Origin of the sequence: Rhizobium mulingense (assembly GCF_029194105.1) — a bacterium.
In the GTDB taxonomy this organism is placed as follows: domain Bacteria; phylum Pseudomonadota; class Alphaproteobacteria; order Rhizobiales; family Rhizobiaceae; genus Rhizobium; species Rhizobium mulingense.
In genome coordinates, this window is the sequence record NZ_JARFVE010000009.1 from 40397 (window position 1) to 62801 (window position 22405).

Below are 22405 nucleotides of genomic sequence, written 5' to 3' on the forward strand. Positions count from 1 at the left end.
AGTTCCCCCTCCCCGCCGGATCGACCAGAGCACAGAAAAATGAGAAACCGCCCGGATCGCTCCGGGCGGTTTTTCAATTCGTATCTTGAATTCCGGGACTTCAGCCGCGGTTATTCCGCGGCCGGGGCCTTTTCAGCCATGTCCTGCAGCATCGGCGTGGCAACGGCTGCACCGGTGCCCTTGCGACGTTCTTCGAGGATCAGCTCGTCGCGCGAGGTGGCGATACGGCGGATCTGGGTCATGGTGCCGCCGGTACCTGCCGGGATGAGCCGGCCGACGATGACGTTTTCCTTCAGACCCTGCAGGCCGTCGGTCTTGCCGGCGATTGCCGCTTCCGTCAGCACCTTGGTCGTTTCCTGGAAAGATGCGGCCGAGATGAAGGACGGGGTCTGCAGCGACGCCTTGGTGATGCCGAGCAGAACCGGGTCGCCGTGGGCGGGCTTCTTGCCCTGCTCGATCAGGTGGTCGTTGACATCCTCGAGCTCGATCCGGTCGACGTTGTCGCCGACGATATAGGTCGAGTCGCCGGCGTCGGTGATTTCCACCTTCTGCAGCATCTGACGGACGATCACCTCGATGTGCTTGTCGTTGATGACAACGCCCTGCAGACGATAGACTTCCTGGATTTCGTTGACTAGGTAGGAAGCAAGTGCCTCCACGCCCTTGATCGCCAGGATGTCGTGCGGAGCCGGGTTACCGTCGAGGATGTAGTCACCCTTTTCGATATAGTCGCCGTCCTGAAGGTGGAAGGGCTTGCCCTTCGGGATCAGGTATTCGACAGGCTCGACACCGTCTTCCGCCGGCTCGATGATGACGCGACGCTTGTTCTTGTAGTCGCGGCCGAGGCGGATCGTACCATCGATCTCAGCGATGATGGCGTGATCCTTCGGACGGCGCGCTTCGAACAGTTCGGCAACACGCGGCAGACCACCGGTGATGTCCTTGGTCTTGGCGCTTTCGAGCGGCGAACGGGCGAGAACGTCACCCTGGGAGACCTTCGTGCCCGGCTCGACCGACAGAATGGCGTCGACCGAGAGCAGGAAGCGAGCGTCACCGCCACGCGCCAGCTTGGCGACATTGCCGCTGGCGTCCTTGATGACGATCGCCGGCTTGAGGTCCGAACCGCGCGGGGTCGAACGCCAGTCGATGACCTGGCGCTTGGTGATGCCGGTGGATTCGTCGGTTGCTTCGAGAACGGAGAGACCGTCGACGAGATCCTCGAACTGAACCGTACCGGCCACTTCCGTCATCATCGGGCGGGTATAAGGGTCCCACTCCGCCAGACGCTGGCCGCGCTTGACCTTGTCGCCTTCGTCGACATGCAGCTTCGAACCGTAGGCGACACGCTGCGAGGAGCGCTCGACACCACGCTCGTCCAGGATCTGGACGGTCATGTTGCGGCCCATGGCAACGAGGCTGCCTTCGGAGTTGCGCAGGACGTTGCGGTTCTTGATCTGCACCGTACCTTCGTAGGAGGCTTCCAGGAACGACTGGTCGACCACGGTTGCCGTACCGCCAAGGTGGAAGGTACGCATGGTCAGCTGGGTTCCCGGCTCGCCGATCGACTGAGCGGCGATGACGCCGACGGCTTCGCCCATGTTGACAGGCGTGCCGCGCGCGAGGTCGCGGCCGTAGCAGACCGAGCAGACACCCGTCTGGATTTCGCAGGTCAGCGCCGAGCGGATCCGGATCGACTGGATACCGGCCTTCTCGATTTCGATGACATCGGGCTCGAGGATCATCTTGCCGGCATCGACGATACGCTCGCCGGTAACCGGATGATCGATGTCGTCGAGCGCCGTGCGGCCGAGGATACGGGCGCCGAGCGAGGCGACGACCTGGCCGGCGTCGACGATCGCCGTCATCGTCAGACCGGTTTCGGTTCCGCAATCGACATGCGTGACGATGCAATCCTGCGCGACGTCGACGAGACGACGGGTCAGGTAACCGGAGTTGGCGGTCTTCAGCGCCGTGTCTGCCAGACCCTTGCGGGCGCCGTGCGTCGAGTTGAAGTACTCGTTGACAGTCAGGCCTTCCTTGAAGTTCGAGATGATCGGCGTCTCGATGATTTCGCCCGACGGCTTGGCCATCAGGCCACGCATGCCGCCCAGCTGGCGCATCTGGTTCGGAGAACCGCGGGCGCCGGAATGGCTCATCATGTAGATTGAGTTCATCGGCTTCTGACGGCCGGTGTTCTCATCGAATTCGACCGCCTTAATGCGGGCCATCATCTCTTCGGCGACCTTTTCGGTGGCCTTGCCCCAGGCGTCGACAACCTTGTTGTACTTCTCGCCCTGGGTGATCAGACCGTCATTGTACTGCTGCTCGTATTCCTTCACCAGGCTTTCGGTGTCGGCAACGATCTTCGCCTTGGCATCCGGAATGACCATGTCGTCCTTGCCGAACGAAATGCCGGCGCGGCAGGCATGGGAGAAGCCGAGCTGCATGATGCGGTCGCAGAAGATGACCGTGTCCTTCTGGCCGCAATGGCGGTAGACCGTGTCGATCATCTTGGAGATGTTCTTCTTGGTCATTTCCTGGTTGCAGATGTCGAAGGGCACCTTGCCGTTCTTCGGCAGCAGTTCGCCGATGAGCAGACGGCCAGGCGTCGTCTCATAGATCTTCGAGTAGGGCTTGCCATCCTCGCCGATCGACTTGAAACGGCCGCGGATCTTGGTGTGCAACGTCACGACCTTGCTTTCGAGGGCATGATGCAGCTCGCCGAGATCGGAGAAGGCCATGCCTTCCCCCGGCTCGTTCTGGTTGAGGATCGACAGGTAATAGAGGCCGAGAACCATGTCCTGCGAGGGGACGATGATCGGCGCGCCGTTGGCCGGATGCAGGATGTTGTTGGTCGACATCATCAGCACGCGGGCTTCGAGCTGGGCTTCGAGCGACAGCGGCACGTGAACGGCCATCTGGTCGCCATCGAAGTCGGCGTTGAAGGCCGTGCAGACGAGCGGGTGCAGCTGGATCGCCTTGCCTTCGACCAGGGTGGGCTCGAAGGCCTGAATGCCCAGGCGGTGCAGCGTCGGCGCACGGTTCAGCAGAACCGGATGCTCGCGGATGACCTCGTCGAGAATATCCCAGACCTCAGGCTTTTCCTTCTCGACCAGCTTCTTGGCCTGCTTGACGGTCGAGGAGTAACCCTTGGCGTCGAGGCGGGCATAGATGAACGGCTTGAACAGTTCGAGCGCCATCTTCTTCGGCAGGCCGCACTGGTGCAGCTTCAATTCCGGACCGGTGACGATGACCGAACGGCCGGAATAGTCGACGCGCTTGCCGAGCAGGTTCTGGCGGAAGCGGCCCTGCTTGCCCTTCAGCATATCGGAGAGCGACTTCAGCGGACGCTTGTTGGCGCCGGTGATGACGCGGCCGCGGCGGCCGTTGTCGAACAACGCATCAACCGATTCCTGCAGCATGCGCTTTTCGTTGCGGATGATGATGCCCGGCGCGCGAAGCTCGATCAGGCGCTTCAGGCGGTTGTTACGGTTGATGACGCGGCGATAGAGATCGTTCAGATCCGACGTCGCGAAACGGCCGCCGTCGAGCGGAACAAGCGGACGCAGATCCGGCGGAATGACCGGGACGACCTTCATGATCATCCATTCCGGACGGTTGCCCGACTCCATGAAGTTCTCGACGATCTTCAGGCGCTTCATCAGCTTCTTCTGCTTGAGATCCGACGTCGTGTCGGCAAGCTCCGAGCGCAGATCACCGGCAATCTTCTCGAGGTTCATCGAGGCCAGCATCTCGTAGATCGCCTCGGCGCCGATCATCGCGGTGAACTGGTCTTCGCCGTATTCGTCGACGGCGAGCATGTACTCTTCTTCCGAGAGGAGCTGGTGCTCCTTGAGCGCCGTCAGGCCCGGCTCGGTGACAATGTAGTTTTCGAAATAAAGGACGCGCTCAACATCCTTCAGCGTCATGTCGAGCAGCGTCGAAATACGGCTCGGCAGCGACTTCAGGAACCAGATATGGGCAACGGGAGCGGCGAGCTCGATATGGCCCATGCGCTCACGGCGAACGCGCGACAGCGTGACTTCGACGCCGCACTTTTCGCAGATGATGCCCTTGTACTTCATGCGCTTGTACTTGCCGCACAGGCATTCGTAGTCCTTGATCGGCCCGAAGATGCGCGCGCAGAACAGACCGTCGCGTTCCGGCTTGAACGTGCGGTAGTTGATAGTTTCCGGCTTCTTGATCTCACCGTAGGACCAGGAGAGGATCTTCTCCGGAGACGCGATCGAAATCCGAATGGAATCGAAATTCTGTGCAGGCACCTGCGGATTGAAAAGATTCATGACCTCTTGGTTCATGCCTGTCTCCTTCATGGGCGAAAGCGCCCTCAAAATGCGATGGTCAGCGGCAATTTCCCGGGAGCCGCCTCCCTCGCTTAAACGAGAATAACCGCAAGATGCGGCGAAACTTCCCTTCCGGGCCGACATGGATGCGGCGTCCGGCGGGACCGGCGTGCGCCGCATGGCAGCGCACGCCCTATCAATGCTTACTCGGCCGCGTCGGGCAGCTGGTTTGCCTGTGCTTCGTCAAGCTTGGTGTTCTCAAGCTCGACGCTGAGGCCCAGCGAGCGCATTTCCTTGACGAGAACGTTGAAGCTTTCCGGAATACCGGCTTCGAACGTGTCGTCTCCGCGGACGATGGCTTCGTAGACCTTGGTGCGGCCGGCGACGTCGTCCGACTTCACCGTCAGCATTTCCTGGAGCGTGTAGGCCGCACCGTAAGCTTCGAGCGCCCAGACTTCCATTTCGCCGAAGCGCTGACCGCCGAACTGCGCCTTGCCGCCCAGCGGCTGCTGGGTAACGAGCGAGTAAGGACCGATCGAGCGGGCATGGATCTTGTCGTCGACCAGGTGGTTGAGCTTCAGCATGTAGATGTAGCCCACCGTGACCTGGCGGTCGAACTGCTCGCCGGTACGACCGTCATAGAGCGTCGACTGGCCGGTGTCCTTGAGCCCCGCCAGACGCAGCATGTCGTTGACGTCGCCTTCGTGGGCACCGTCGAAAACAGGCGTTGCAATCGAAACGCCGCGCTTCCACTGGTCGGCAAGACGCAGAACCGACTCATCGTCGAATTCGTGGACCTGCTCGGCCTTCGGGCCGGCACCCACGACATCGCCGATGGTCTTGCGCAGCGGCTCGATGTTGCCGTTCGCCTTGTAGGCTTCGATCAATTCGCCGATCTGGCGACCCATGCCGGCACAAGCCCAGCCCAGGTGCGTTTCCAGGATCTGGCCGACGTTCATGCGCGAAGGCACGCCGAGCGGGTTCAGAACGACGTCGACATGCGTGCCGTCTTCAAGGAACGGCATATCCTCGACAGGCACAATGCGCGAGACCACGCCCTTGTTCCCGTGACGGCCGGCCATCTTGTCGCCGGGCTGGATCTTGCGCTTCACGGCGACGAAGACTTTGACCATCTTCATGACGCCCGGAGGCATTTCATCGCCGCGCTGGACCTTCTCGACCTTGTCCATGAAGCGCTGCTCAAGGCGCGACTTGGATTCGTCGTACTGGCCGCGGAGTGCTTCGAGCTCGCTCTGGACCTTCTCGTCCTCGACCGCGAACATCCACCACTGCGAGCGGGGATATTCGGAGACGACAGCGTTCGAAAGCTCGGTGCCCTTCTTGAAGCCCTTCGGGCCGGCAATCGAGACCTGGCCGCGCAGCATGTCGATCAGACGGCCGTAGACGTTACGGTCGAGGATCGCCTGCTCGTCGTCGCGGTCCTTGGCAAGGCGTTCGATTTCTTCGCGCTCGATCGCCATCGCGCGCTCGTCCTTCTCGACGCCATGGCGGTTGAAGACGCGAACTTCGACGATGGTGCCGTAGGTGCCGGGCGGCATGCGCATGGAGGTGTCGCGCACGTCGGAGGCCTTTTCGCCGAAGATGGCGCGCAGAAGCTTTTCTTCCGGCGTCATCGGGCTTTCGCCCTTCGGCGTGATCTTGCCCACGAGGATATCGCCCGGCTGAACTTCGGCGCCGATATAGACGATGCCGGCTTCGTCGAGGTTCTTCAGCGCTTCTTCCGAAACGTTCGGAATGTCGCGGGTGATTTCCTCAGGACCAAGCTTGGTGTCGCGCGCCATCACTTCGAATTCTTCGATGTGGATGGAGGTGAACACGTCGTCGGCAACGATGCGCTCGGAGAGCAGGATCGAGTCTTCGTAGTTGTAGCCATTCCAGGGCATGAACGCGACGAGCGCGTTGCGGCCGAGCGCCAGGTCGCCGAGATCGGTCGACGGACCGTCGGCGAGAATGTCGCCGCGGTTGACGACGTCACCGACGGTGACCAGCGGACGCTGGTTGACGCAGGTGTTCTGGTTCGAACGCTGGAACTTCTGCAGGCGGTAGATGTCGACGCCGGACTTGCCGGCTTCGAGGTCTTCGGTGGCGCGGATAACGATACGCGTCGCGTCGACCTGGTCGACTACGCCGCCGCGGCGGGCGCCGATGGCGGCGCCCGAGTCACGGGCGACGACCGGCTCCATGCCGGTGCCGACGAACGGGGCTTCGGCGCGCAGCAGAGGCACGGCCTGACGCTGCATGTTCGAGCCCATGAGGGCGCGGTTGGCGTCGTCGTTTTCCAGGAACGGGATGAGTGCCGCAGCCACCGAAACGACCTGCTTCGGCGAAACGTCCATCAGGTTCATGCTGTCGCGGGGCGCGAGCATAACTTCGCCGGCATGACGGCAGACGACGAATTCGTCAACGAAGGAACCGTCAGGGTTCATCTCGGCGTTGGCCTGGGCGACGTAGTACTTGGCCTCTTCCATGGCGGAGAGGTAGAGCACGTCATTCGTCACCCTGCCGTCGACGATGCGGCGGTACGGGCTTTCGATAAAGCCGTACTTGTTGACGCGGGCAAAGGTCGCAAGCGAGTTGATCAGACCGATGTTCGGGCCTTCCGGCGTTTCGATCGGGCAGATGCGGCCGTAGTGGGTCGGATGCACGTCGCGGACTTCGAAGCCGGCGCGCTCGCGGGTCAGACCGCCCGGGCCAAGAGCCGAAAGGCGGCGCTTGTGGGTGATTTCCGAGAGCGGGTTGACCTGGTCCATGAACTGCGAGAGCTGCGAGGAACCGAAGAATTCGCGCACGGCTGCGGCAGCCGGCTTGGCGTTGATCAGATCCTGCGGCATGACCGTGTCGATTTCGATCGAGGACATGCGTTCCTTGATCGCGCGCTCCATGCGCAGCAGGCCGAGACGGTACTGGTTCTCCATCAGCTCGCCGACCGAGCGGACACGGCGGTTGCCGAGGTTGTCGATGTCGTCGATCTCGCCCTTGCCGTCGCGCAGTTCGACCAGCATCTTGACCACGGCCAGGATATCGTCCTTGCGCAGGATGCGGACGGTGTCTTCGACGGTCAGATCGAGACGCATGTTCATCTTGACGCGGCCGACGGCGGAGAGGTCGTAACGCTCCGCATCGAAGAACAGCGAGTTGAACATGGCTTCGGCCGATTCCATGGTCGGCGGTTCACCCGGACGCATGACGCGGTAGATGTCGAACAGAGCGTCCTGACGGTTCTCGTTCTTGTCGGCCGACAGCGTGTTGCGGATATAGGCGCCGACATTGATGTGGTCGATGCCGAGAACCGGGATCTCGTCGAAACCGTTCGCCAGGATAATGGCGAGCGTCTTCTCGTCGATCTCGTCGCCGGCCTCGAGGTAGATTTCGCCGGTCGAGTAGTTGACGATGTCTTCGGCAAGGTAGTTGCCGTAGAGATCGTCGTCGCCGGCCTTCAGCGCCTTCAGGCCCTTGTCGGACAGCTGGCGCAGCAGGCGCGGCGTCAGCTTCTTGCCGGCTTCGACGACGACTTCGCCGGTATCGGCGTCGACCATCTCGGTGATCGCCTTGGCGCCCTTCAGCGTTTCCGGCTTGAAGGGAATGCGCCAGCCTTCGCCGTCGCGCTTATAGAGCGACTTCGTGTAGAAGGTGTCGAGGATTTCCTCGCCGTCCATGCCGAGCGCCATCAGCAGCGAGGTCACCGGAATCTTGCGGCGGCGGTCGATGCGGGCGTAGACGATGTCCTTGGCGTCGAATTCGATATCGAGCCAGGAGCCGCGATAAGGAATGACGCGGGCGGCGAAGAGCAGCTTGCCGGAAGAATGGCTCTTGCCCTTGTCATGGTCGAAGAAGACGCCCGGCGAACGGTGCATCTGCGAAACGATGACGCGCTCGGTGCCATTGACGATGAACGTACCGTTGTTGGTCATGAGCGGCATGTCGCCCATGTAGACCGACTGTTCCTTGATGTCCTTGATCGACTTGGCGCCGGTATCCTCGTCGATATCGAACACGATGAGGCGCAGCGTCACCTTCAGCGGCGCGGCGTAGGTCAGGTCGCGCTGGCGGCATTCGTCAACGTCGAACTTCGGCGGCTCGAACTCGTAGGATACGAATTCCAGCATCGAGGCGCCGGAGAAATCGGTGATCGGGAAAACCGACTTGAAGACGGCCTGAAGACCCTCGTCGGGCCGGCCGCCTTTCGGCTCTTCCACCATCAGAAACTGGTCGTAGGACGCCTTCTGGACCTCGATGAGGTTCGGCATTTCTGCGACTTCGGGGATCTTACCAAAAAACTTGCGTACGCGCCTGCGACCGTTGAACGAAAGGGTCTGAGCCATCGTCGCTCCTTCAAAATCTTGCACCCGGGCCTGCAACGGACGGGAACCGATGGCCAGTCGACCCCGTCAATCAATGGGTAGTTCAATCTCGTCCGACTCCCAAAAACGCCCAGCTCGGATTGCTGTGCTGCCCTCGGTGCGAGACTATCCTTTTGAAGAACCCATTACCCAAAAGCCGTTTTGACGCGGCTTTTGGGTAATTCGTTCAGAAAAACGGCAAATGGGAGGCGGCAAATGCCACCTCCCAAAAGCAGTTCAAGCTTACTTAACGTCGGCCTTGGCGCCGGCGTCTTCGAGCTTCTTCTTGATGTCAGCGGCTTCAGCCTTGGAAACGCCTTCCTTGACAGCCTTCGGAGCGCCTTCGACGAGGTCCTTGGCTTCCTTGAGGCCGAGGCCGGTGATGGCGCGGACTTCCTTGATGACGTTGATCTTGTTGGCGCCGGCATCCGTGAGGACGACGTCGAACTCGGTCTTTTCTTCTTCAGCCGGAGCAGCTGCGCCGCCTGCACCACCAGCAACGGCAGCAACAGCTACCGGAGCAGCGGCGGAAACGCCCCACTTTTCTTCAAGCATCTTGGACAGCTCAGCGGCTTCCAGGACGGTCAGCGAGGAGAGGTCTTCAACGATCTTTGCGAGATCAGCCATTTTCTAGTTCCTTTTGTTCGGTTCGAACTGTTGAGTTTGTACAGCGAAAAACCGCCTTAAGCGGCTTCGTCCTTCTTGGCGTAGGCCGCAAACACGCGGGCAAGCTGGCTTGCCGGTGCTGCAACAACCCCAGCGATGCGGGTAGCCGGCGTCTGGATCATGCCCAGCAGCTTCGCACGCAGCTCATCGAGCGAAGGCAGGGTCGCAAGCGACTTGACTGCATCGGCGTTGAGCGTGGTTGTTCCCATGGCGCCGCCCAGAACAACGATCTTGTCGTTGGTCTTGGCGAAATCCATGACGACCTTCGGAGCGGTGATCGGATCGGTGCTGTATGCAATCAGCGTCTGACCCTTGAAGAGATTCGACATCCCTTCCGCTTCCGTACCCTGAAGGGCAATTTTGGCCAGGCGGTTCTTCGCGACTTTGACGGTACCGCCAGCTGCACGCATCTTCGAACGAAAATCGTTCATCTGCGCGACTGTGGCACCAGCATAGTGGGCCACGACAACCGAGCCCGAAGCCTTGAAGACTTCGTTCAGTTCCGTGACGAATTCGCGTTTTTCCGCTCTTTCCACTGCCTATCTCCAGTTGGCGGGACCGAGAACGGGCCCGCCGGGTTGCCTTTTGCCTCCCGGGATCATGCGAGATCCCAAGCGACGCTTGAGGATCCTGTCCCCCCGCGCTCCCGCGCCAATCAAGGCTAAGAAGGCACAAGGCATCCAAGGCTCGAACCGAGTTTCTAGAAGCGAACTTCATGAATTCGGGTCTTACCCGTCTCATGCAGGCAAAGTGATTAAGGGAAAACCACCTGCAATCTCGGACAGGATTCCGGATTTCTCCGGAATATTCCGGCCCCTTGCGGGGCCGGAAATTCAGTGGCCGGACCGCGGTCCGGCAATCAACTTATGCAGTCGGTGCTGCGGTGACCGAGCCGACTTCGATCTTGACGCCCGGGCCCATGGTCGAGGAAATCGCCACGCGCTTAACGTAGTTGCCCTTGGCACCGGCCGGCTTCGCCTTGATGACGGCGTCGGCGAAGGCGCGGATGTTTTCTTCCAGAGCCTTGGCGTCGAAAGAGGCCTTGCCGATACCGGCGTGGACGATACCAGCCTTCTCGACGCGGAACTCGACAGCGCCGCCCTTGGAAGCCTTGACGGCTCCGGCGACATCCATGGTGACGGTGCCGACCTTCGGGTTCGGCATCATGCCGCGCGGGCCGAGAACCTTACCGAGACGACCGACGAGCGGCATCATGTCGGGAGTGGCGATGCAGCGATCGAATTCGATCTTGCCGCCCTGGACGATTTCGACGAGGTCTTCGGCACCGACGACATCGGCACCAGCGGCCTTGGCTTCGTCAGCCTTGGCGCCACGAGCGAAGACGGCGACGCGAACCGTGCGGCCCGTGCCGTTCGGCAGATTGACGACGCCGCGAACCATCTGGTCCGCATGGCGCGGGTCGACGCCGAGGTTCATCGAGACTTCGATGGTTTCGTCGAACTTGGCGACAGCCCGTTCCTTGACCATGCCGATGGCCTGGGTCAGAGCGTAGAGCTTGGTGGGATCAACACCTTCGTTGATCTTGCGAGTGCGCTTGCCAGCCATGATCTTAACCCACCACTTCCAGGCCCATGGCGCGGGCAGAGCCCTCGATCATCGCCATTGCACCTTCGATATCCGCTGCATTCAGATCCTTCATCTTGGCTTCGGCGATCGTCTTGATCTGAGCCTTGGTGAGGGTACCAGCCTTTGCGCCCTTGCCCGGGGTCTTGGAACCGGACGTGATCTTCGCTTCCTTCTTCAGCCAGTAGCTGACCGGCGGCTGCTTCATCGCGAAGGTGAAGGACTTGTCCTGGTAATAGGTGATGACGACCGGAATCGGCATACCCTTTTCCATTTCCTGCGTAGCGGCATTGAACGCCTTGCAGAATTCCATGATGTTAATGCCACGCTGACCAAGCGCCGGACCAATCGGCGGGGACGGGTTTGCCGATCCTGCCTTGACCTGAAGCTTGAGCTGGCCTGCAACTTTCTTAGCCATATCTCTCTGCCTTTCATGAACGACCGGTCGCCCGGCCCGTGATGCCGGATCTCTCCGGCGGCTGCGGTTGCGTGGTGCGGATCATTAGGGTCCGGCTAAGACCCCTCACCTTCCACGCGGATGCGGACGAGGTCCGCGGGAAACAGGCCGCAAGGGCCAGCTCCCAATCTCTTGCAATCAGACCTTCTCGACCTGAGCGTATTCCAGCTCGACCGGCGTCGCGCGGCCGAAGATCGACACCTCAACCTTCAGGCGCGAACGTTCCTCGTCCACATCCTGAACCGTGCCGTTGAACGAAGCGAACGGGCCGTCGGAAACGCGAACCTGCTCGCCGATCTCGAAGGTGATGGAGGCCTTCGGCCGCTCCACACCTTCCTGGACCTGACCGAGAATGCGCTCGGCTTCATAATCCGGAATCGGAACGGGCTTATTGTCGGAACCGAGGAAGCCGGTGACCTTCGGCGTATTCTTGATCAGATGGTAGGCTTCATCCGTCAGATTGGCGCGGACGAGGACATAACCCGGGAAGAACTTGCGCTCGCTGTCGACCTTGCGGCCGCGACGCACTTCCACCACCTTTTCGGTCGGCACGAGGATCTTCTCGAACAGATGCTCAAGCCCCTTCTGGCGAGCCTTGTTCTCGATGTCCTCAGCCACCTTCTTTTCAAAATTGGAATACGCGTGGACGATGTACCAACGTGCCGCCATTTTCATCTCCACCCGTATCAGTTGCCGGTATTGAGCACGAAGCTCAGAACCCAGCCGATCAGCTGGTCAGCAGCAAAGAAAAACAACGCGGCGAACACCACCATCACAAGCACCATAACCGTCGAGATCATCGTCTCGCGGCGCGACGGCCATGTAACTTTGGACGTCTCAGAGCGAACCTGCTGCAGAAACGCAAACGGATTGGATTTGGATGCCATCGACTGCCCACGCAATTACGGCGCGTAAAGCTGAAACTATCAGCCCCACGCACCGCGTGTCTGTTGAACCCTAAATAAACACCGATTTCCGAATACACAAGAGGGAAACCGAAGTTTAACGAAATTACTTGCCACCGATCGATCCCCGGCTGGAACGGCTGCAAGCACAGTCGCGCTGTCCCCATCAAGGAAAATGGCAGGGGCAGAGGGGCTCGAACCCCCGACCTGCGGTTTTGGAGACCGCCGCTCTACCAACTGAGCTATACCCCTTCATGCCTCTCCTTCAGCGCTCGGGCCAAGACCCGCAAATCGCTGCCGAAATGCATGGCGCTCCCTTTAAGACGGCGGCGGCGGATTGGCAAGCACGATTTTCGATTTTCAAAGCCGTTCTGCTCATTTGCGAGCGACCGGCCCTTTCAATCGCTTGGCTGGCAAGCACTTAGATCTTCACATATTTCCGCCAGTCGTGCTCCTCCCTGAAGCCCAGCACTTCGCGAATCTTGCGGTTTGAAAGCAGGCCCTCATATTCGCCGATCTCGCGGGTAAAGGGGACATTCGGGAAGAATCGCTTCGCAAGCTCTTTCGACGGCGTGTTGGCCGAGACCGTGTCATTGGCGGCGTTGAACACCTGGTAGCCGAGGCCGTCCTTCTCGATGCAGAGATGGCAGATCTGACCGAGGTCGCGGGCGTCGATATAACTCCAGGCGATGCGCTTGCGCATTTCGGGATGGGCGAAATAGGTGGGAAACTTCTCATATTCGTGCGGCTCGATGACGTTGCCGATGCGCAGCGCATAAATGTCGAAGCCCGAACGCTCGGCAAACGCGCGCGCCGTCTTTTCGTTGACCACCTTGGAAAGGCCGTAGGAATCCATCGGATTGACGTCGTAATCCTCCTCCAGCGGGAACTGGTGGAAGTCACGATGCCCCTCGGCAAAACAAACGCCGTAGGTCGTCTCACTCGACGCGACGATGATCTTCCGGATGCCGAGCTTCACCGCCGCCTCGATGACATTGTAGGTGCCCATCGTGTTGATGCGGAAGGTCTCGTTGTCGGGTTTGATCAGGATGCGCGGGATGGCGGCGAAATGCACGACGGCATCGAAGGGCTGGACGCCCCTGCCCCCGTCGAGATCGGGAAAATCGCGATGCATGGAGAGCGCGTTGAAGACCTGACCGCTATCGGTAATGTCGGCGATGAGATTGGTCACGCCGGGGCTGTCCAGCGGCACGAGATCGAGGTTGTGGACCTCATAACCTGATTTGACGAGCCAGGGCACGGCATGGCGACCCGCCTTGCCCGAACCGCCTGTGAACAGGATTCGTTTCTTCATGGAATATCCTCCGCGTCATTCGGAGGCATAGTTAGACGCTTCCGCGCGAAGAGCAAGCGAGCATCCTGCGTTCACCCCGCCTCATCAGGCCGCCTGCATCCGGCGCCTGATCATTCATTTCCAATCACCGCCGAATCCGGCGATGATTTGCAGGGCCGTCACTTGACGACACTGACCTCGTCGATCTGCACGCCGGCCGATTGAACAACCTCTTGCGGGATCGCAGCGATGAAAAACATCGTGAAAACATACATTGCGAATATCGTCGCAACAAATGTGGCCTTTGGAATCATGCGAACTCTCCTCTCTACACAGAGGAGTCTGAACTAAAATGAGCCAATCACAAACCGGTTTCTGAACGTGAGATGAACAAAATACTGTGACGGGCCTGTTTAACGATATTTTTACAACACCTGTTAATCCGTCGATCAGGCATCAAAACGAAAAAACCCCGCTGTCGCCAGCGGGGTTTTTCCTGAATTGCAGGTAATCCCAGGATTACTCGACGATCGAGGCGACGATACCGGCGCCGACGGTGCGGCCGCCTTCGCGGATGGCGAAGCGCAGCTTTTCTTCCATCGCGATCGGAACGATCAGCTCGACGGCAACCGTGACATTGTCGCCCGGCATGACCATTTCCGTGCCTTCCGGCAGCGTGACGATGCCGGTCACGTCGGTCGTGCGGAAGTAGAACTGCGGACGGTAGTTGGTGAAGAACGGCGTATGACGGCCGCCCTCTTCCTTCGTCAGGATGTAGGCTTCAGCCATGAACTTCTTGTGCGGCTTGACCGAACCCGGCTTGCACAGGATCTGGCCACGCTCGACGCCGTCACGGTTCACACCGCGAACCAGTGCGCCGATGTTGTCGCCGGCCTGGCCCTGGTCGAGCAGCTTGCGGAACATTTCAACGCCGGTCACCGTCGTCTTCGAGGTCGGGCGGATGCCGACGATCTCGACTTCTTCGCCAACCTTGACAATGCCACGCTCGACGCGGCCGGTCACGACCGTGCCGCGGCCCGAGATCGAGAACACGTCTTCGATCGGCATCAGGAACGGCTGGTCGATCGGACGCTCGGGCGTCGGGATATAGGAGTCGACCGCTGCCATCAGCTCGCGGATCGCGTCTTCGCCGATCTTCTTGTCGCTATCTTCAAGAGCGGCAAGCGCCGAACCCTTGACAACAGGAATGTCGTCGCCCGGGAAGTCGTAGGACGACAGCAGTTCGCGAACTTCGAGCTCAACCAGTTCGAGCAGCTCGGCGTCATCAACCTGGTCGACCTTGTTCAGGAACACGACGATCGCCGGAACGCCGACCTGGCGGGCCAGCAGGATGTGTTCGCGCGTCTGCGGCATCGGGCCGTCAGCAGCCGAGCACACCAGGATCGCGCCGTCCATCTGGGCAGCACCGGTGATCATGTTCTTCACGTAGTCGGCATGGCCGGGGCAGTCGACGTGCGCGTAGTGGCGGTTCGGCGTCTCATATTCGACGTGCGCCGTCGAGATGGTGATGCCGCGCGCCTTCTCTTCCGGAGCCGCGTCGATCTGGTCGTACGCCTTGAACTCACCGAAGTACTTCGTGATCGCTGCCGTCAGAGACGTCTTGCCGTGGTCAACGTGGCCGATCGTGCCAATGTTGACGTGCGGCTTATTGCGCTCAAACTTACTCTTTGCCATTTGAATGCTTCCTGTGAACGAAATGGTGGCCCCGGCGAACCGGTTTAGTGCCGCCGTTTAAGGCTTTCGGCGAAATTGCGCAAGACTTAATTACAGACGCCATTCTTGGCGTGACAGCGCATATGGGAGACAATTCGCCGCCTGCAAGGCGATTCGCCCAAGCCCCTTCAAAAATCGCTGAAATTCCAGAGAAAACTGCCTGCCTAACAGGAGAACAGCGCTGGACGCCAGGCGTCGAGCGCCCTCACCTGCCAGACTATCGCCGCCATTGTCGGCGTCCGAAACATCATCGGCATCGCCGCGGCAGCGGTCGCATCAACGGACTTCGGGAAAACTGGAGCGGGTAGCGGGAATCGAACCCGCGTATTCAGCTTGGAAGGCTGCTGCTCTACCATTGAGCTATACCCGCGGGATGGTCCGATCCGATGACGAATGGTGGAGAGAGTTGGATTTGAACCAACGTAGGCTGAGCCAACGGATTTACAGTCCGTCCCCTTTAACCACTCGGGCATCTCTCCAGTTTTCGTCCGGATCGTTCGACCAAGTTCGTCAGACTTCGAAGCGTTGCCGCCCGTCGTCTGCGCCGCGTATATGACCGGAGCATTTCCGTCTGTCAACACGATGACAACGGAAAAAACACGAAAATTTTCATTCGCCGCCGAAAGCCGGCATATGAAAGAAAGCCTATGCGGCAGCCAACGCCATAGCTATAAAGCCGCATGAGCAAAGACAAGAAATCCAGCGGCAAGGCCGCAGCAGACCCATCCGCCAAGGATACGCATTACGCCAATCTCAGGCGTGCGCACCGCGACGCCAAGCGCGAACGCGGCGAGATCCCGACACCTCAGCCGCAGAAGCGCAAGCGTGGGGCCGAAGATTGGAAGCCGCCGGCGCTGGCGCCCGACCAGGTCTATCTCTACGGCCTGCATACGGTACGCGCGGCGCTCGACAATCCCGAGCGCAAGAAGATCAAACTCTCCGTGACGCAGAACGCGCTCGCGCGGCTTGAAATCAACATCGAAACGCTCGGCATTGCCTTCGAGATCGTCCCGCCGCACGAGATCGACAAAGTGCTCGGCCCCGAGGCGATCCATCAGGGGGTCATGCTGGAGACACGGCCGCTGCCGGTGCGCCGGCTCGAGGCGCTGAAGGACAGCCCTCTCCTGCTGGTGCTCGACCAGGTGACCGATCCGCACAATGTCGGCGCGATCATGCGCTCGGCAGTCGCCTTCAATGCCGGGGCGGTGATCACCACCCAGAGGCACAGCCCGACCGAGTCGGGCGTGCTCGCCAAATCCGCCTCCGGCGCACTGGAACTGATCCCTTATATACAGATCACCAATCTCGCCGATGCGCTCGGCGAATTGCACAAGCTGGGTTTCGCCACCATCGGGCTCGATTCGGAAGGGCCGGCGCCGCTCGAAGGCACGTTTTCGGGCGACAAGGTGGCGCTGGTGCTCGGCTCGGAGGGTAAGGGGCTCAGGCAGAAAACACGCGAGACCGTGACCGCGCTTGCCCGCCTCGACATGCCGGGCGCGATCAAATCGCTCAACGTTTCGAACGCAGCGGCGATCGCGCTTTATGCGGCGCGGCTTTACTTAAAGGCATAGGCTGGACTTAAAGGCGGGCTTACGGGCCGCGGCAAAGGGATTGCCATGAATCGTTTTATGCTTCGGCTGACAATTCCAGCAACCGCGCTGCTGGCCTACGGTCCGGCTGGCGCGCAGGATATCGATCCCGATATTCTCAGAGCGCAAGCGGGAACCTATCTGGTCGCGCCGGAAGACGGAGGCGCCGGGTGCCGGCTGACGCTCGAAACCGACCTTGCGATCGGCGGCTATTCGCTCTCGGGCCAAGACAGCTGTTCCAAGCCATTGCCGGCGCTTGCTGAAGCCGCTTCCTGGAATTTCAGCGGCAATGGCGGCCTCATCCTGATCGATCCGACGCGCAAGATTGTCGCCCGTTTCGTCGAGAATGAAGGCTCGCCGATGAAGACGAAAGGCGAAACGCCTCTCCTGCTGGTCTCGGCTCCCGACGGGGTCGATCGCCTGCCGACCTTCAGCAGCCTTGCCGGGAAATGGGTAGTGCAAAGACCGGACGGCGAAAAACTCTGCAGCGTGACACTCGAGGGCACTGCAAATACGGACGGCAATGCGCCGTTGTCACTCTCCGGAGACTGCGCCGCCAATGTCGCCCGATTGAAACTCGCCATCTGGCATATCGACGGTTTCAGTCTGACGCTGATGAGTCATGACGGTGCGTCGCTTGACTTCCACATGCGCGCCAACGGCAATTTCGGCAAGTCCCGGGAAGAAGGCGGCAAGCCGCTTTCACTCGTGCGCCGCGACGCGCGTTAGCTCTTTGTCTTTTGCATGTCGTTATCCCGGAACCGGTGTACACTTCCGGGCAACATGCATTAGGCAGCAGAAATCCACTTTTGCCTTGGAATGACCTTCTGGAGCACTATGATCGGGCGGCGATCGATCGTAGCGACCGGTCACAAGCAAGAAGGAGCAATCCCCATCATGGCCATTCGACCGCTGATTTTCGGTATCCTGTTCATCGCGGCCTTTGTGGGAATCATCCTCAGCATCATCTGGGTGGACACCTCGCATCCCGTCCACCAGCCCGATCCTCTGTCGCCGACGGCGCCCGGCCCCGCGACGCCGGGACCGGTGCAATAGGCCGAGAGGAACGCGGACGGCGATTGTGCGTTAATCCCCAACCGAACGAGGATTGAACGCTCATGCGCATAATGATCGCCGTCGTCGCCTTCATGGTCGCCTCCGTGCTCAGCATCGCGATGATCTCGCCTTCCGGCGCCGGCCAGCCCGGCAAGGGCGACAGGATCGAGGCCAGCGTCAACGAACCGGTCGCTCATTGAACTGACGGTCCTGAGCGTTCGCAGCTGCGCTCAGCCGCGATAAAGCCAGAAGGGGATATCGCGATCGCGATGGCGCCACTCGCGGCGTTCCTGCCACCGCTCGGCACGCCACCGCCGCCAGCGGCGGTCATCATCGCGCCAGTCGGAGCGGCGCCAATCGCGCCCATCGCGCCAGCCACGGTCGCCACGCCAGTCACGGTCGGCGCGCCAGTCACCGTCATCACGCCAACGATTATCTCGCCAGCTGTCGCGAATCTGGACAATATCTCCTTGCGCCGTCATCGCCGGCCGTCCGGCCGGCATGGCGGATGCAGGGGCGACGGCGACGAAAGCCGCAGCGGCGGCAATGGTTGCGGTAAGAATGATGTGTGCGAGCTTCATGGCTGCGTCCTCATTGATGATGAGGAGACAATGCCCCGAAGCAGCTGAACTGCCGCTGAAGCAGCCCTTCAGGCAGGGTTCATCAAGGGACTGCGTATCGGAGAATAGGGATGGTGCCCCCGCCAGGGTTCGAACCCGGGACCCCCTGATTACAAATCAGGTGCTCTACCAACTGAGCTACAAGGGCAATAGCTGCCCAACTAACAGATTCTGCGCTCCTGTAAAGGAAAATCCGATCCCTGCGGACGGTTCGGCTTGGCGGCAAAACGCCGGGCCGTGCAAAACGGCCTTGTCGCAACGGCCTTTTATCCTTTAGCTAGAGCAGCTTCACAAAGGGCATTGCATGGGCCGTTCATTTCAGACGCTTTCGTTTATCGCCTCGCCGACGATGGAGGCGCTCTCCGCACGCGAAGAGCTGATTCGCATCTATGGCGACGTGCCGCAGGACAAGGCGGACGTTATCGTCGCGCTCGGCGGTGATGGGTTCATGCTGCAGACGCTGCACAGCACCATGAATTCCGGCAAGTTGGTTTACGGGATGAATCGCGGCTCGGTCGGTTTCCTGATGAATGATTACAGCACGGAGCGGCTTCAGGAGCGCATCTGCGTCGCTGTCGAAAACGCCTTCCGGCCGCTGAAGATGACGACGGCCAATGCCGACGGCACCAATTCAACGGCCCTTGCCATCAACGAGGTCTATCTGTTCCGCCAGTCATATCAGGCCGCCAATCTCAGGGTCGTGGTCGATGGGCACGTGCGCCTGGAGGAGCTGATTTGCGACGGGCTGATGGTGGCCACCCCAGCCGGATCGACAGCCTACAATCTTTCCGCCCATGGCCCGATCCTGCCCCTCGAGGCGCCGCTGCTCGCCATGACACCGGTCAGCGCTTTCAGGCCGCGGCGCTGGAGGGGGGCGCTGCTTCCCAACAAGGTGACCGTCGATATCGACGTGCTCGAGCCGGTGAAGCGGCCGGTGAATGCGGTAGCCGACAATACCGAGGTTAAGTCGGTGCTGCATGTCCGCATCGCCCAGTCGGAGCATATGACGGCGCGCATCCTCTCCGATCCCGACCGCTCCTGGTCCGACCGTATCCTCGCCGAGCAGTTCAAAGATTGAGACGATGGCAATGCGACGGATATTGATGACCACGATTTTCCTCGTCGGATGCTCGGCCGCCACCGCCGCTCCCGCTCAGGACCCCATTCTGCCGGCTACGGTGATCTTTGCCACCAGCACCGGCTACTGGGAGGACGACGGCAACGCACCTGAAATCGAGCGGGCGCCTTCCGCCACCGAGAATGTTTCCGCCCCTCAGGGAAAGCGCCATGGCTACTACAAGCTCTTTGCCGTGCGCCAGCCGGATCGGACCTCGAAGGTTTATCTGCAGCAAATTGCCCAGACGGAGACCGGCCCGGCGATCGCCTCAAACATCGAGCTGCAGGAGATCAGCGACCTGAAGCCCTACGTGACCGACATACGCCCGGAGAATTCGAGCGGCATCAGCAAGCAACCCGGCCTCTTCGCCACCATCTATCTGAAGACCGACCCGGCGGCCGAGCCGGACGGCTGGACGGTGCTGATCGACGAATTCGGTGACATCACCATCGAGAAGGCGACCAATTGAACAGCGAGACGCTGTTTGCACAGGCTTTGAAGATGAAACTCGGCTTTCGCGACGGGGTACTTTACGATGACCAAAGACCGGACTGGGACGCATTCGGTCCGAGGCCCGTCAGCTGGTCTCTGTGGTATCCGCCTGCCGATGATGCGCGGGAAAGCGATGTTCGGGAACGAAGCTGGTTTCGCAAGGCGGTGGTCGCCCGCGACGCGCCGATTCGGCCGGCAAACAGGCCTTATCCGCTCGTCCTGCTGTCGCACGGCACCGGCGGATCTGCGGCAGGGCTGGAATGGCTGGCGCGGCGCCTGGTCGAACGCGGGTTTGTTGCGCTCGGCGTCAACCATCACGGCAATACCGGCATCGAGCCCTATCGGGCCGAAGGTTTTGCCTGTCTCTGGGAACGCGCGCCTGACCTAAGCCTGATGCTGGATCGCAGTCGCGAATGGCTTGGCGATCTCGCCGGTCGGATTGATACAGCCCGTGCGTTCGCGGCCGGATTTTCGGCCGGAGCCTATAGCGTCATGCTCCTTCTCGGCGCCATCGCCCAGTTCTCGCAGTTCGAACCGTCGAGGCTGAAACCGGGTGGTCCGCGCGGCCCAAGGGAATTTCCCGACCTTGCCGATCATATTCCCTCGTTGCTGCGCGAGAGCGATGTGTTTCGCCGGTCATGGTCCCGCATGTCGCGATCCTATCGGGACAACAGGATCAAGGCGGCGCTCCTCTGTGCGCCGGGGCGCTCCATTTTCGCTTTCAGCGAGGAAAGTCTGAAAACGATCGAGGCCCCTGCTCTTATCCTGGTAGGCGATGCCGACAGGGCGGCACCGGCCGAAGAATGTTCTGCATGGCTGCATGCTCGGCTGGCGCGCAGCGCGCTGAAGATTTTCGACGGCGGCCTCGGGCATTATGTCTTCGTACCGGAGGGTACGGGAATAGGCTTTGCCTTTGCGGCCGAGCTCTTCACCGATCCCCCTGATATCGCGCGCGCAGCCATTCATGACGAAACCGCCGATCTGTCGGCAGCGCTGTTTCAGGGCGGCGACATCCGCGCCATCGTCTGAACGAAGAAGGCCCCGTCTCCGGAGCCTTCTCGTCATTCGATCTCGCTGCTGCCTGTCAGTCGACATCCTCGACGACCGCGTCGGCGGCGCCGCTGATGCGGTGGGCAAGGGCCGCTTCCATGAATTCGTTCAGATCGCCGTCGAGTACGTCATCAGGAGCGGTGCTGGCGACGCCGGTGCGCAGGTCCTTGACCAGTTGGTAGGGCTGCAGCACGTAGGAGCGGATCTGATGGCCCCAGCCGATGTCCGTCTTGGAGGCGGCTTCGGCGTTGGCAGCCTCTTCCCGCTTCTTCAGCTCGGCTTCGTACATGCGGGCACGCAGCATTTCCCAGGCCTTGGCGCGGTTCTTGTGCTGCGAACGTTCCTGCTGGCAGGCAACGACGATCCCGGTTGGGATATGGGTGATGCGCACGGCCGAGTCGGTCGTGTTGACGTGCTGGCCGCCGGCGCCCGACGAACGATAGGTGTCGATGCGGCAATCGCTTTCATTGATGTCGATATTGATCGAGTCGTCGACAACAGGATAGACCCAGATCGACGAAAAGGACGTATGGCGACGCGCATTGCTGTCGTAAGGCGAGATGCGTACCAGGCGATGCACGCCCGATTCCGTCTTCAGCCAGCCATAGGCGTTGTGTCCCTTGACGAGCAGGGTGGCGGACTTGATGCCCGCCTCTTCGCCGTCGTGAACTTCAAGAAGCTCGACCTTGAAGCGCTGGCGTTCGGCCCAGCGGGTGTACATGCGCAACAGCATGTTCGCCCAGTCCTGGCTTTCGGTGCCGCCGGCGCCGGAATGAACTTCGAGATAAGTATCGTTGCCGTCGGCCTCGCCGGAGAGCATCGCTTCCACCTGGCGGCGCGCAGCCTCGGCCTTCAAGGCCTTCAAGGCGTCCTCGGCCTCTTTGACGACGCCTCCGTCGCCTTCTTCCTCGCCGAGTTCGATCAGTTCGACATTGTCTTTCAGCTGCTGTTCGAGCTGCCGGACGCCGTTGATGCCGTCATCGAGCTGCTGGCGCTCCCGCATCAGCTTCTGCGCTTCGATGGCGTCATTCCAGAGGTTCGGATCCTCTGCCTTGTTGTTCAACCAGTCCAGTCGTCTTACTGCCTGGTCCCAGTCAAAGATGCCTCCTCAGCAGGGTGATAGCCTGCTTGGTTTCATCGACCACGTTTTCGATTTCGGCTCGCATTTTCCTGCTT

The 22405-nt window shown here is 60.6% G+C and carries 19 protein-coding genes and 4 tRNA genes; 7 read left to right on the forward strand and 16 right to left on the reverse strand.

Translation table 11 applies throughout. The features are described 5' to 3' along the window. Nucleotides 1-110 precede the first annotated feature (110 nt). The 13 genes from rpoC to PYR71_RS20920 all read right to left on the reverse strand — a co-directional run bounded on the left by rpoC (nt 111) and on the right by PYR71_RS20920 (nt 15784). Nucleotides 111-4319: a DNA-directed RNA polymerase subunit beta' gene (gene rpoC / locus PYR71_RS20860; protein WP_275620695.1), complete on the reverse strand. Its 4209-nt coding sequence runs from the start codon at nt 4317-4319 to the stop codon at nt 111-113. 188 nt (nt 4320-4507) lie between these two features. After that, on the reverse strand, nt 4508-8647 hold the full coding sequence (rpoB, locus tag PYR71_RS20865; protein ID WP_275620696.1) for a DNA-directed RNA polymerase subunit beta: 4140 nt from the start codon (nt 8645-8647) through the stop codon (nt 4508-4510). Between the two features lie 261 nt (nt 8648-8908). Next, on the reverse strand, nt 8909-9292 hold the full coding sequence (gene rplL, locus PYR71_RS20870; RefSeq protein WP_183914760.1) for a 50S ribosomal protein L7/L12: 384 nt from the start codon (nt 9290-9292) through the stop codon (nt 8909-8911). A gap of 56 nt (nt 9293-9348) precedes the next feature. Further along, the gene (gene rplJ, locus PYR71_RS20875) at nt 9349-9867 is read right to left on the reverse strand and encodes a 50S ribosomal protein L10 (RefSeq protein ID WP_009994537.1); all 519 of its coding nucleotides are present in this window, start codon (nt 9865-9867) and stop codon (nt 9349-9351) included. A 328-nt stretch (nt 9868-10195) separates the two neighbouring features. Next, nucleotides 10196-10897, reverse strand: a complete 702-nt coding sequence (rplA, locus tag PYR71_RS20880; RefSeq protein ID WP_004669072.1) for a 50S ribosomal protein L1 — start codon at nt 10895-10897, stop codon at nt 10196-10198. A 4-nt stretch (nt 10898-10901) separates the two neighbouring features. Next, nucleotides 10902-11333, reverse strand: a complete 432-nt coding sequence (rplK, locus tag PYR71_RS20885; protein WP_009985507.1) for a 50S ribosomal protein L11 — start codon at nt 11331-11333, stop codon at nt 10902-10904. Nucleotides 11334-11510: 177 nt separating this feature from the next. Beyond that, entirely contained in the window at nt 11511-12041 is a 531-nt protein-coding gene (gene nusG, locus PYR71_RS20890; RefSeq protein WP_004669067.1) for a transcription termination/antitermination protein NusG, read from the reverse strand. Nucleotides 12042-12058: 17 nt separating this feature from the next. Beyond that, on the reverse strand, nt 12059-12259 hold the full coding sequence (gene secE, locus PYR71_RS20895) for a preprotein translocase subunit SecE (RefSeq protein ID WP_003573826.1): 201 nt from the start codon (nt 12257-12259) through the stop codon (nt 12059-12061). Nucleotides 12260-12453: 194 nt separating this feature from the next. After that, nucleotides 12454-12529, reverse strand: a tRNA-Trp gene (locus PYR71_RS20900). Between the two features lie 169 nt (nt 12530-12698). Then, nucleotides 12699-13592, reverse strand: coding sequence for an NAD-dependent epimerase/dehydratase family protein (locus tag PYR71_RS20905; RefSeq protein ID WP_275620697.1), 894 nt, complete (start codon nt 13590-13592; stop codon nt 12699-12701). Nucleotides 13593-14090: 498 nt separating this feature from the next. Then, nucleotides 14091-15266, reverse strand: coding sequence for an elongation factor Tu (tuf, locus tag PYR71_RS20910; RefSeq protein ID WP_004669088.1), 1176 nt, complete (start codon nt 15264-15266; stop codon nt 14091-14093). A 335-nt stretch (nt 15267-15601) separates the two neighbouring features. Next, nucleotides 15602-15675 (reverse strand) — tRNA-Gly (locus PYR71_RS20915). A 24-nt stretch (nt 15676-15699) separates the two neighbouring features. Next, nucleotides 15700-15784: transfer RNA gene (locus tag PYR71_RS20920), tRNA-Tyr, on the reverse strand. 201 nt (nt 15785-15985) lie between these two features. Here PYR71_RS20920 and rlmB point away from each other — a divergent pair. The 4 genes from rlmB (at nt 15986) to PYR71_RS20940 (ending at nt 18150) form a co-directional block, all read left to right on the forward strand. After that, complete coding sequence (gene rlmB / locus PYR71_RS20925) at nt 15986-16876, forward strand: 23S rRNA (guanosine(2251)-2'-O)-methyltransferase RlmB (RefSeq protein WP_183914767.1); 891 nt, start codon at nt 15986-15988, stop codon at nt 16874-16876. Nucleotides 16877-16921: 45 nt separating this feature from the next. Continuing rightward, the gene (locus PYR71_RS20930) at nt 16922-17623 is read left to right on the forward strand and encodes an AprI/Inh family metalloprotease inhibitor (RefSeq protein ID WP_275620698.1); all 702 of its coding nucleotides are present in this window, start codon (nt 16922-16924) and stop codon (nt 17621-17623) included. Nucleotides 17624-17791: 168 nt separating this feature from the next. Next, nucleotides 17792-17950: a hypothetical protein gene (locus PYR71_RS20935; protein ID WP_164517777.1), complete on the forward strand. Its 159-nt coding sequence runs from the start codon at nt 17792-17794 to the stop codon at nt 17948-17950. Nucleotides 17951-18012: 62 nt separating this feature from the next. Then, nucleotides 18013-18150 (forward strand): hypothetical protein, encoded by a 138-nt coding sequence (locus PYR71_RS20940; RefSeq protein ID WP_183914771.1) that lies wholly within the window; start codon nt 18013-18015, stop codon nt 18148-18150. Nucleotides 18151-18180: 30 nt separating this feature from the next. Here the strand turns inward: PYR71_RS20940 and PYR71_RS20945 are convergent, their stop codons facing one another. After that, the gene (locus PYR71_RS20945) at nt 18181-18531 is read right to left on the reverse strand and encodes a hypothetical protein (protein ID WP_183914773.1); all 351 of its coding nucleotides are present in this window, start codon (nt 18529-18531) and stop codon (nt 18181-18183) included. 111 nt (nt 18532-18642) lie between these two features. Next, nucleotides 18643-18718 (reverse strand) — tRNA-Thr (locus PYR71_RS20950). 156 nt (nt 18719-18874) lie between these two features. Here PYR71_RS20950 and PYR71_RS20955 point away from each other — a divergent pair. From PYR71_RS20955 to PYR71_RS20965, 3 genes are read left to right on the forward strand one after another with little or no spacing between them, the layout of a single operon-like run. Next, nucleotides 18875-19648: an NAD kinase gene (locus PYR71_RS20955; RefSeq protein ID WP_275620699.1), complete on the forward strand. Its 774-nt coding sequence runs from the start codon at nt 18875-18877 to the stop codon at nt 19646-19648. A gap of 4 nt (nt 19649-19652) precedes the next feature. Then, complete coding sequence (locus PYR71_RS20960; protein WP_183914774.1) at nt 19653-20156, forward strand: hypothetical protein; 504 nt, start codon at nt 19653-19655, stop codon at nt 20154-20156. A gap of 32 nt (nt 20157-20188) precedes the next feature. Continuing rightward, nucleotides 20189-21208, forward strand: a complete 1020-nt coding sequence (locus PYR71_RS20965) for an alpha/beta hydrolase family protein (protein ID WP_275620724.1) — start codon at nt 20189-20191, stop codon at nt 21206-21208. A 55-nt stretch (nt 21209-21263) separates the two neighbouring features. Here the strand turns inward: PYR71_RS20965 and prfB are convergent. Beyond that, a protein-coding gene (prfB, locus tag PYR71_RS20970; RefSeq protein WP_275620700.1) for a peptide chain release factor 2 occupies nt 21264-22395 on the reverse strand; the annotation gives its coding sequence in 2 pieces (ribosomal slippage) (nt 21264-22325 and nt 22327-22395; 1131 coding nt in all). Nucleotides 22396-22405 lie beyond the last annotated feature (10 nt).

Excerpts from the sequence above, each read along its gene's own strand:
- rpoC (WP_275620695.1), bottom strand. The coding sequence starts at position 4,319 with ATGAACCAAGAGGTCATGAATCTTTTCAATCCGCAGGTGCCTGCACAG.
- rpoB (WP_275620696.1), bottom strand. The coding sequence starts at position 8,647 with ATGGCTCAGACCCTTTCGTTCAACGGTCGCAGGCGCGTACGCAAGTTT.
- rplL (WP_183914760.1), bottom strand. The coding sequence starts at position 9,292 with ATGGCTGATCTCGCAAAGATCGTTGAAGACCTCTCCTCGCTGACCGTC.
- rplA (WP_004669072.1), bottom strand. The coding sequence starts at position 10,897 with ATGGCTGGCAAGCGCACTCGCAAGATCAACGAAGGTGTTGATCCCACC.
- rplK (WP_009985507.1), bottom strand. The coding sequence starts at position 11,333 with ATGGCTAAGAAAGTTGCAGGCCAGCTCAAGCTTCAGGTCAAGGCAGGA.
- nusG (WP_004669067.1), bottom strand. The coding sequence starts at position 12,041 with ATGGCGGCACGTTGGTACATCGTCCACGCGTATTCCAATTTTGAAAAG.
- secE (WP_003573826.1), bottom strand. The coding sequence starts at position 12,259 with ATGGCATCCAAATCCAATCCGTTTGCGTTTCTGCAGCAGGTTCGCTCT.
- PYR71_RS20905 (WP_275620697.1), bottom strand. The coding sequence starts at position 13,592 with ATGAAGAAACGAATCCTGTTCACAGGCGGTTCGGGCAAGGCGGGTCGC.
- tuf (WP_004669088.1), bottom strand. The coding sequence starts at position 15,266 with ATGGCAAAGAGTAAGTTTGAGCGCAATAAGCCGCACGTCAACATTGGC.
- rlmB (WP_183914767.1), top strand. The coding sequence starts at position 15,986 with ATGAGCAAAGACAAGAAATCCAGCGGCAAGGCCGCAGCAGACCCATCC.
- PYR71_RS20930 (WP_275620698.1), top strand. The coding sequence starts at position 16,922 with ATGAATCGTTTTATGCTTCGGCTGACAATTCCAGCAACCGCGCTGCTG.
- PYR71_RS20935 (WP_164517777.1), top strand. The coding sequence starts at position 17,792 with ATGGCCATTCGACCGCTGATTTTCGGTATCCTGTTCATCGCGGCCTTT.
- PYR71_RS20940 (WP_183914771.1), top strand. The coding sequence starts at position 18,013 with ATGCGCATAATGATCGCCGTCGTCGCCTTCATGGTCGCCTCCGTGCTC.
- PYR71_RS20945 (WP_183914773.1), bottom strand. The coding sequence starts at position 18,531 with ATGAAGCTCGCACACATCATTCTTACCGCAACCATTGCCGCCGCTGCG.
- PYR71_RS20955 (WP_275620699.1), top strand. The coding sequence starts at position 18,875 with ATGGGCCGTTCATTTCAGACGCTTTCGTTTATCGCCTCGCCGACGATG.
- PYR71_RS20960 (WP_183914774.1), top strand. The coding sequence starts at position 19,653 with ATGGCAATGCGACGGATATTGATGACCACGATTTTCCTCGTCGGATGC.
- PYR71_RS20965 (WP_275620724.1), top strand. The coding sequence starts at position 20,189 with ATGAAACTCGGCTTTCGCGACGGGGTACTTTACGATGACCAAAGACCG.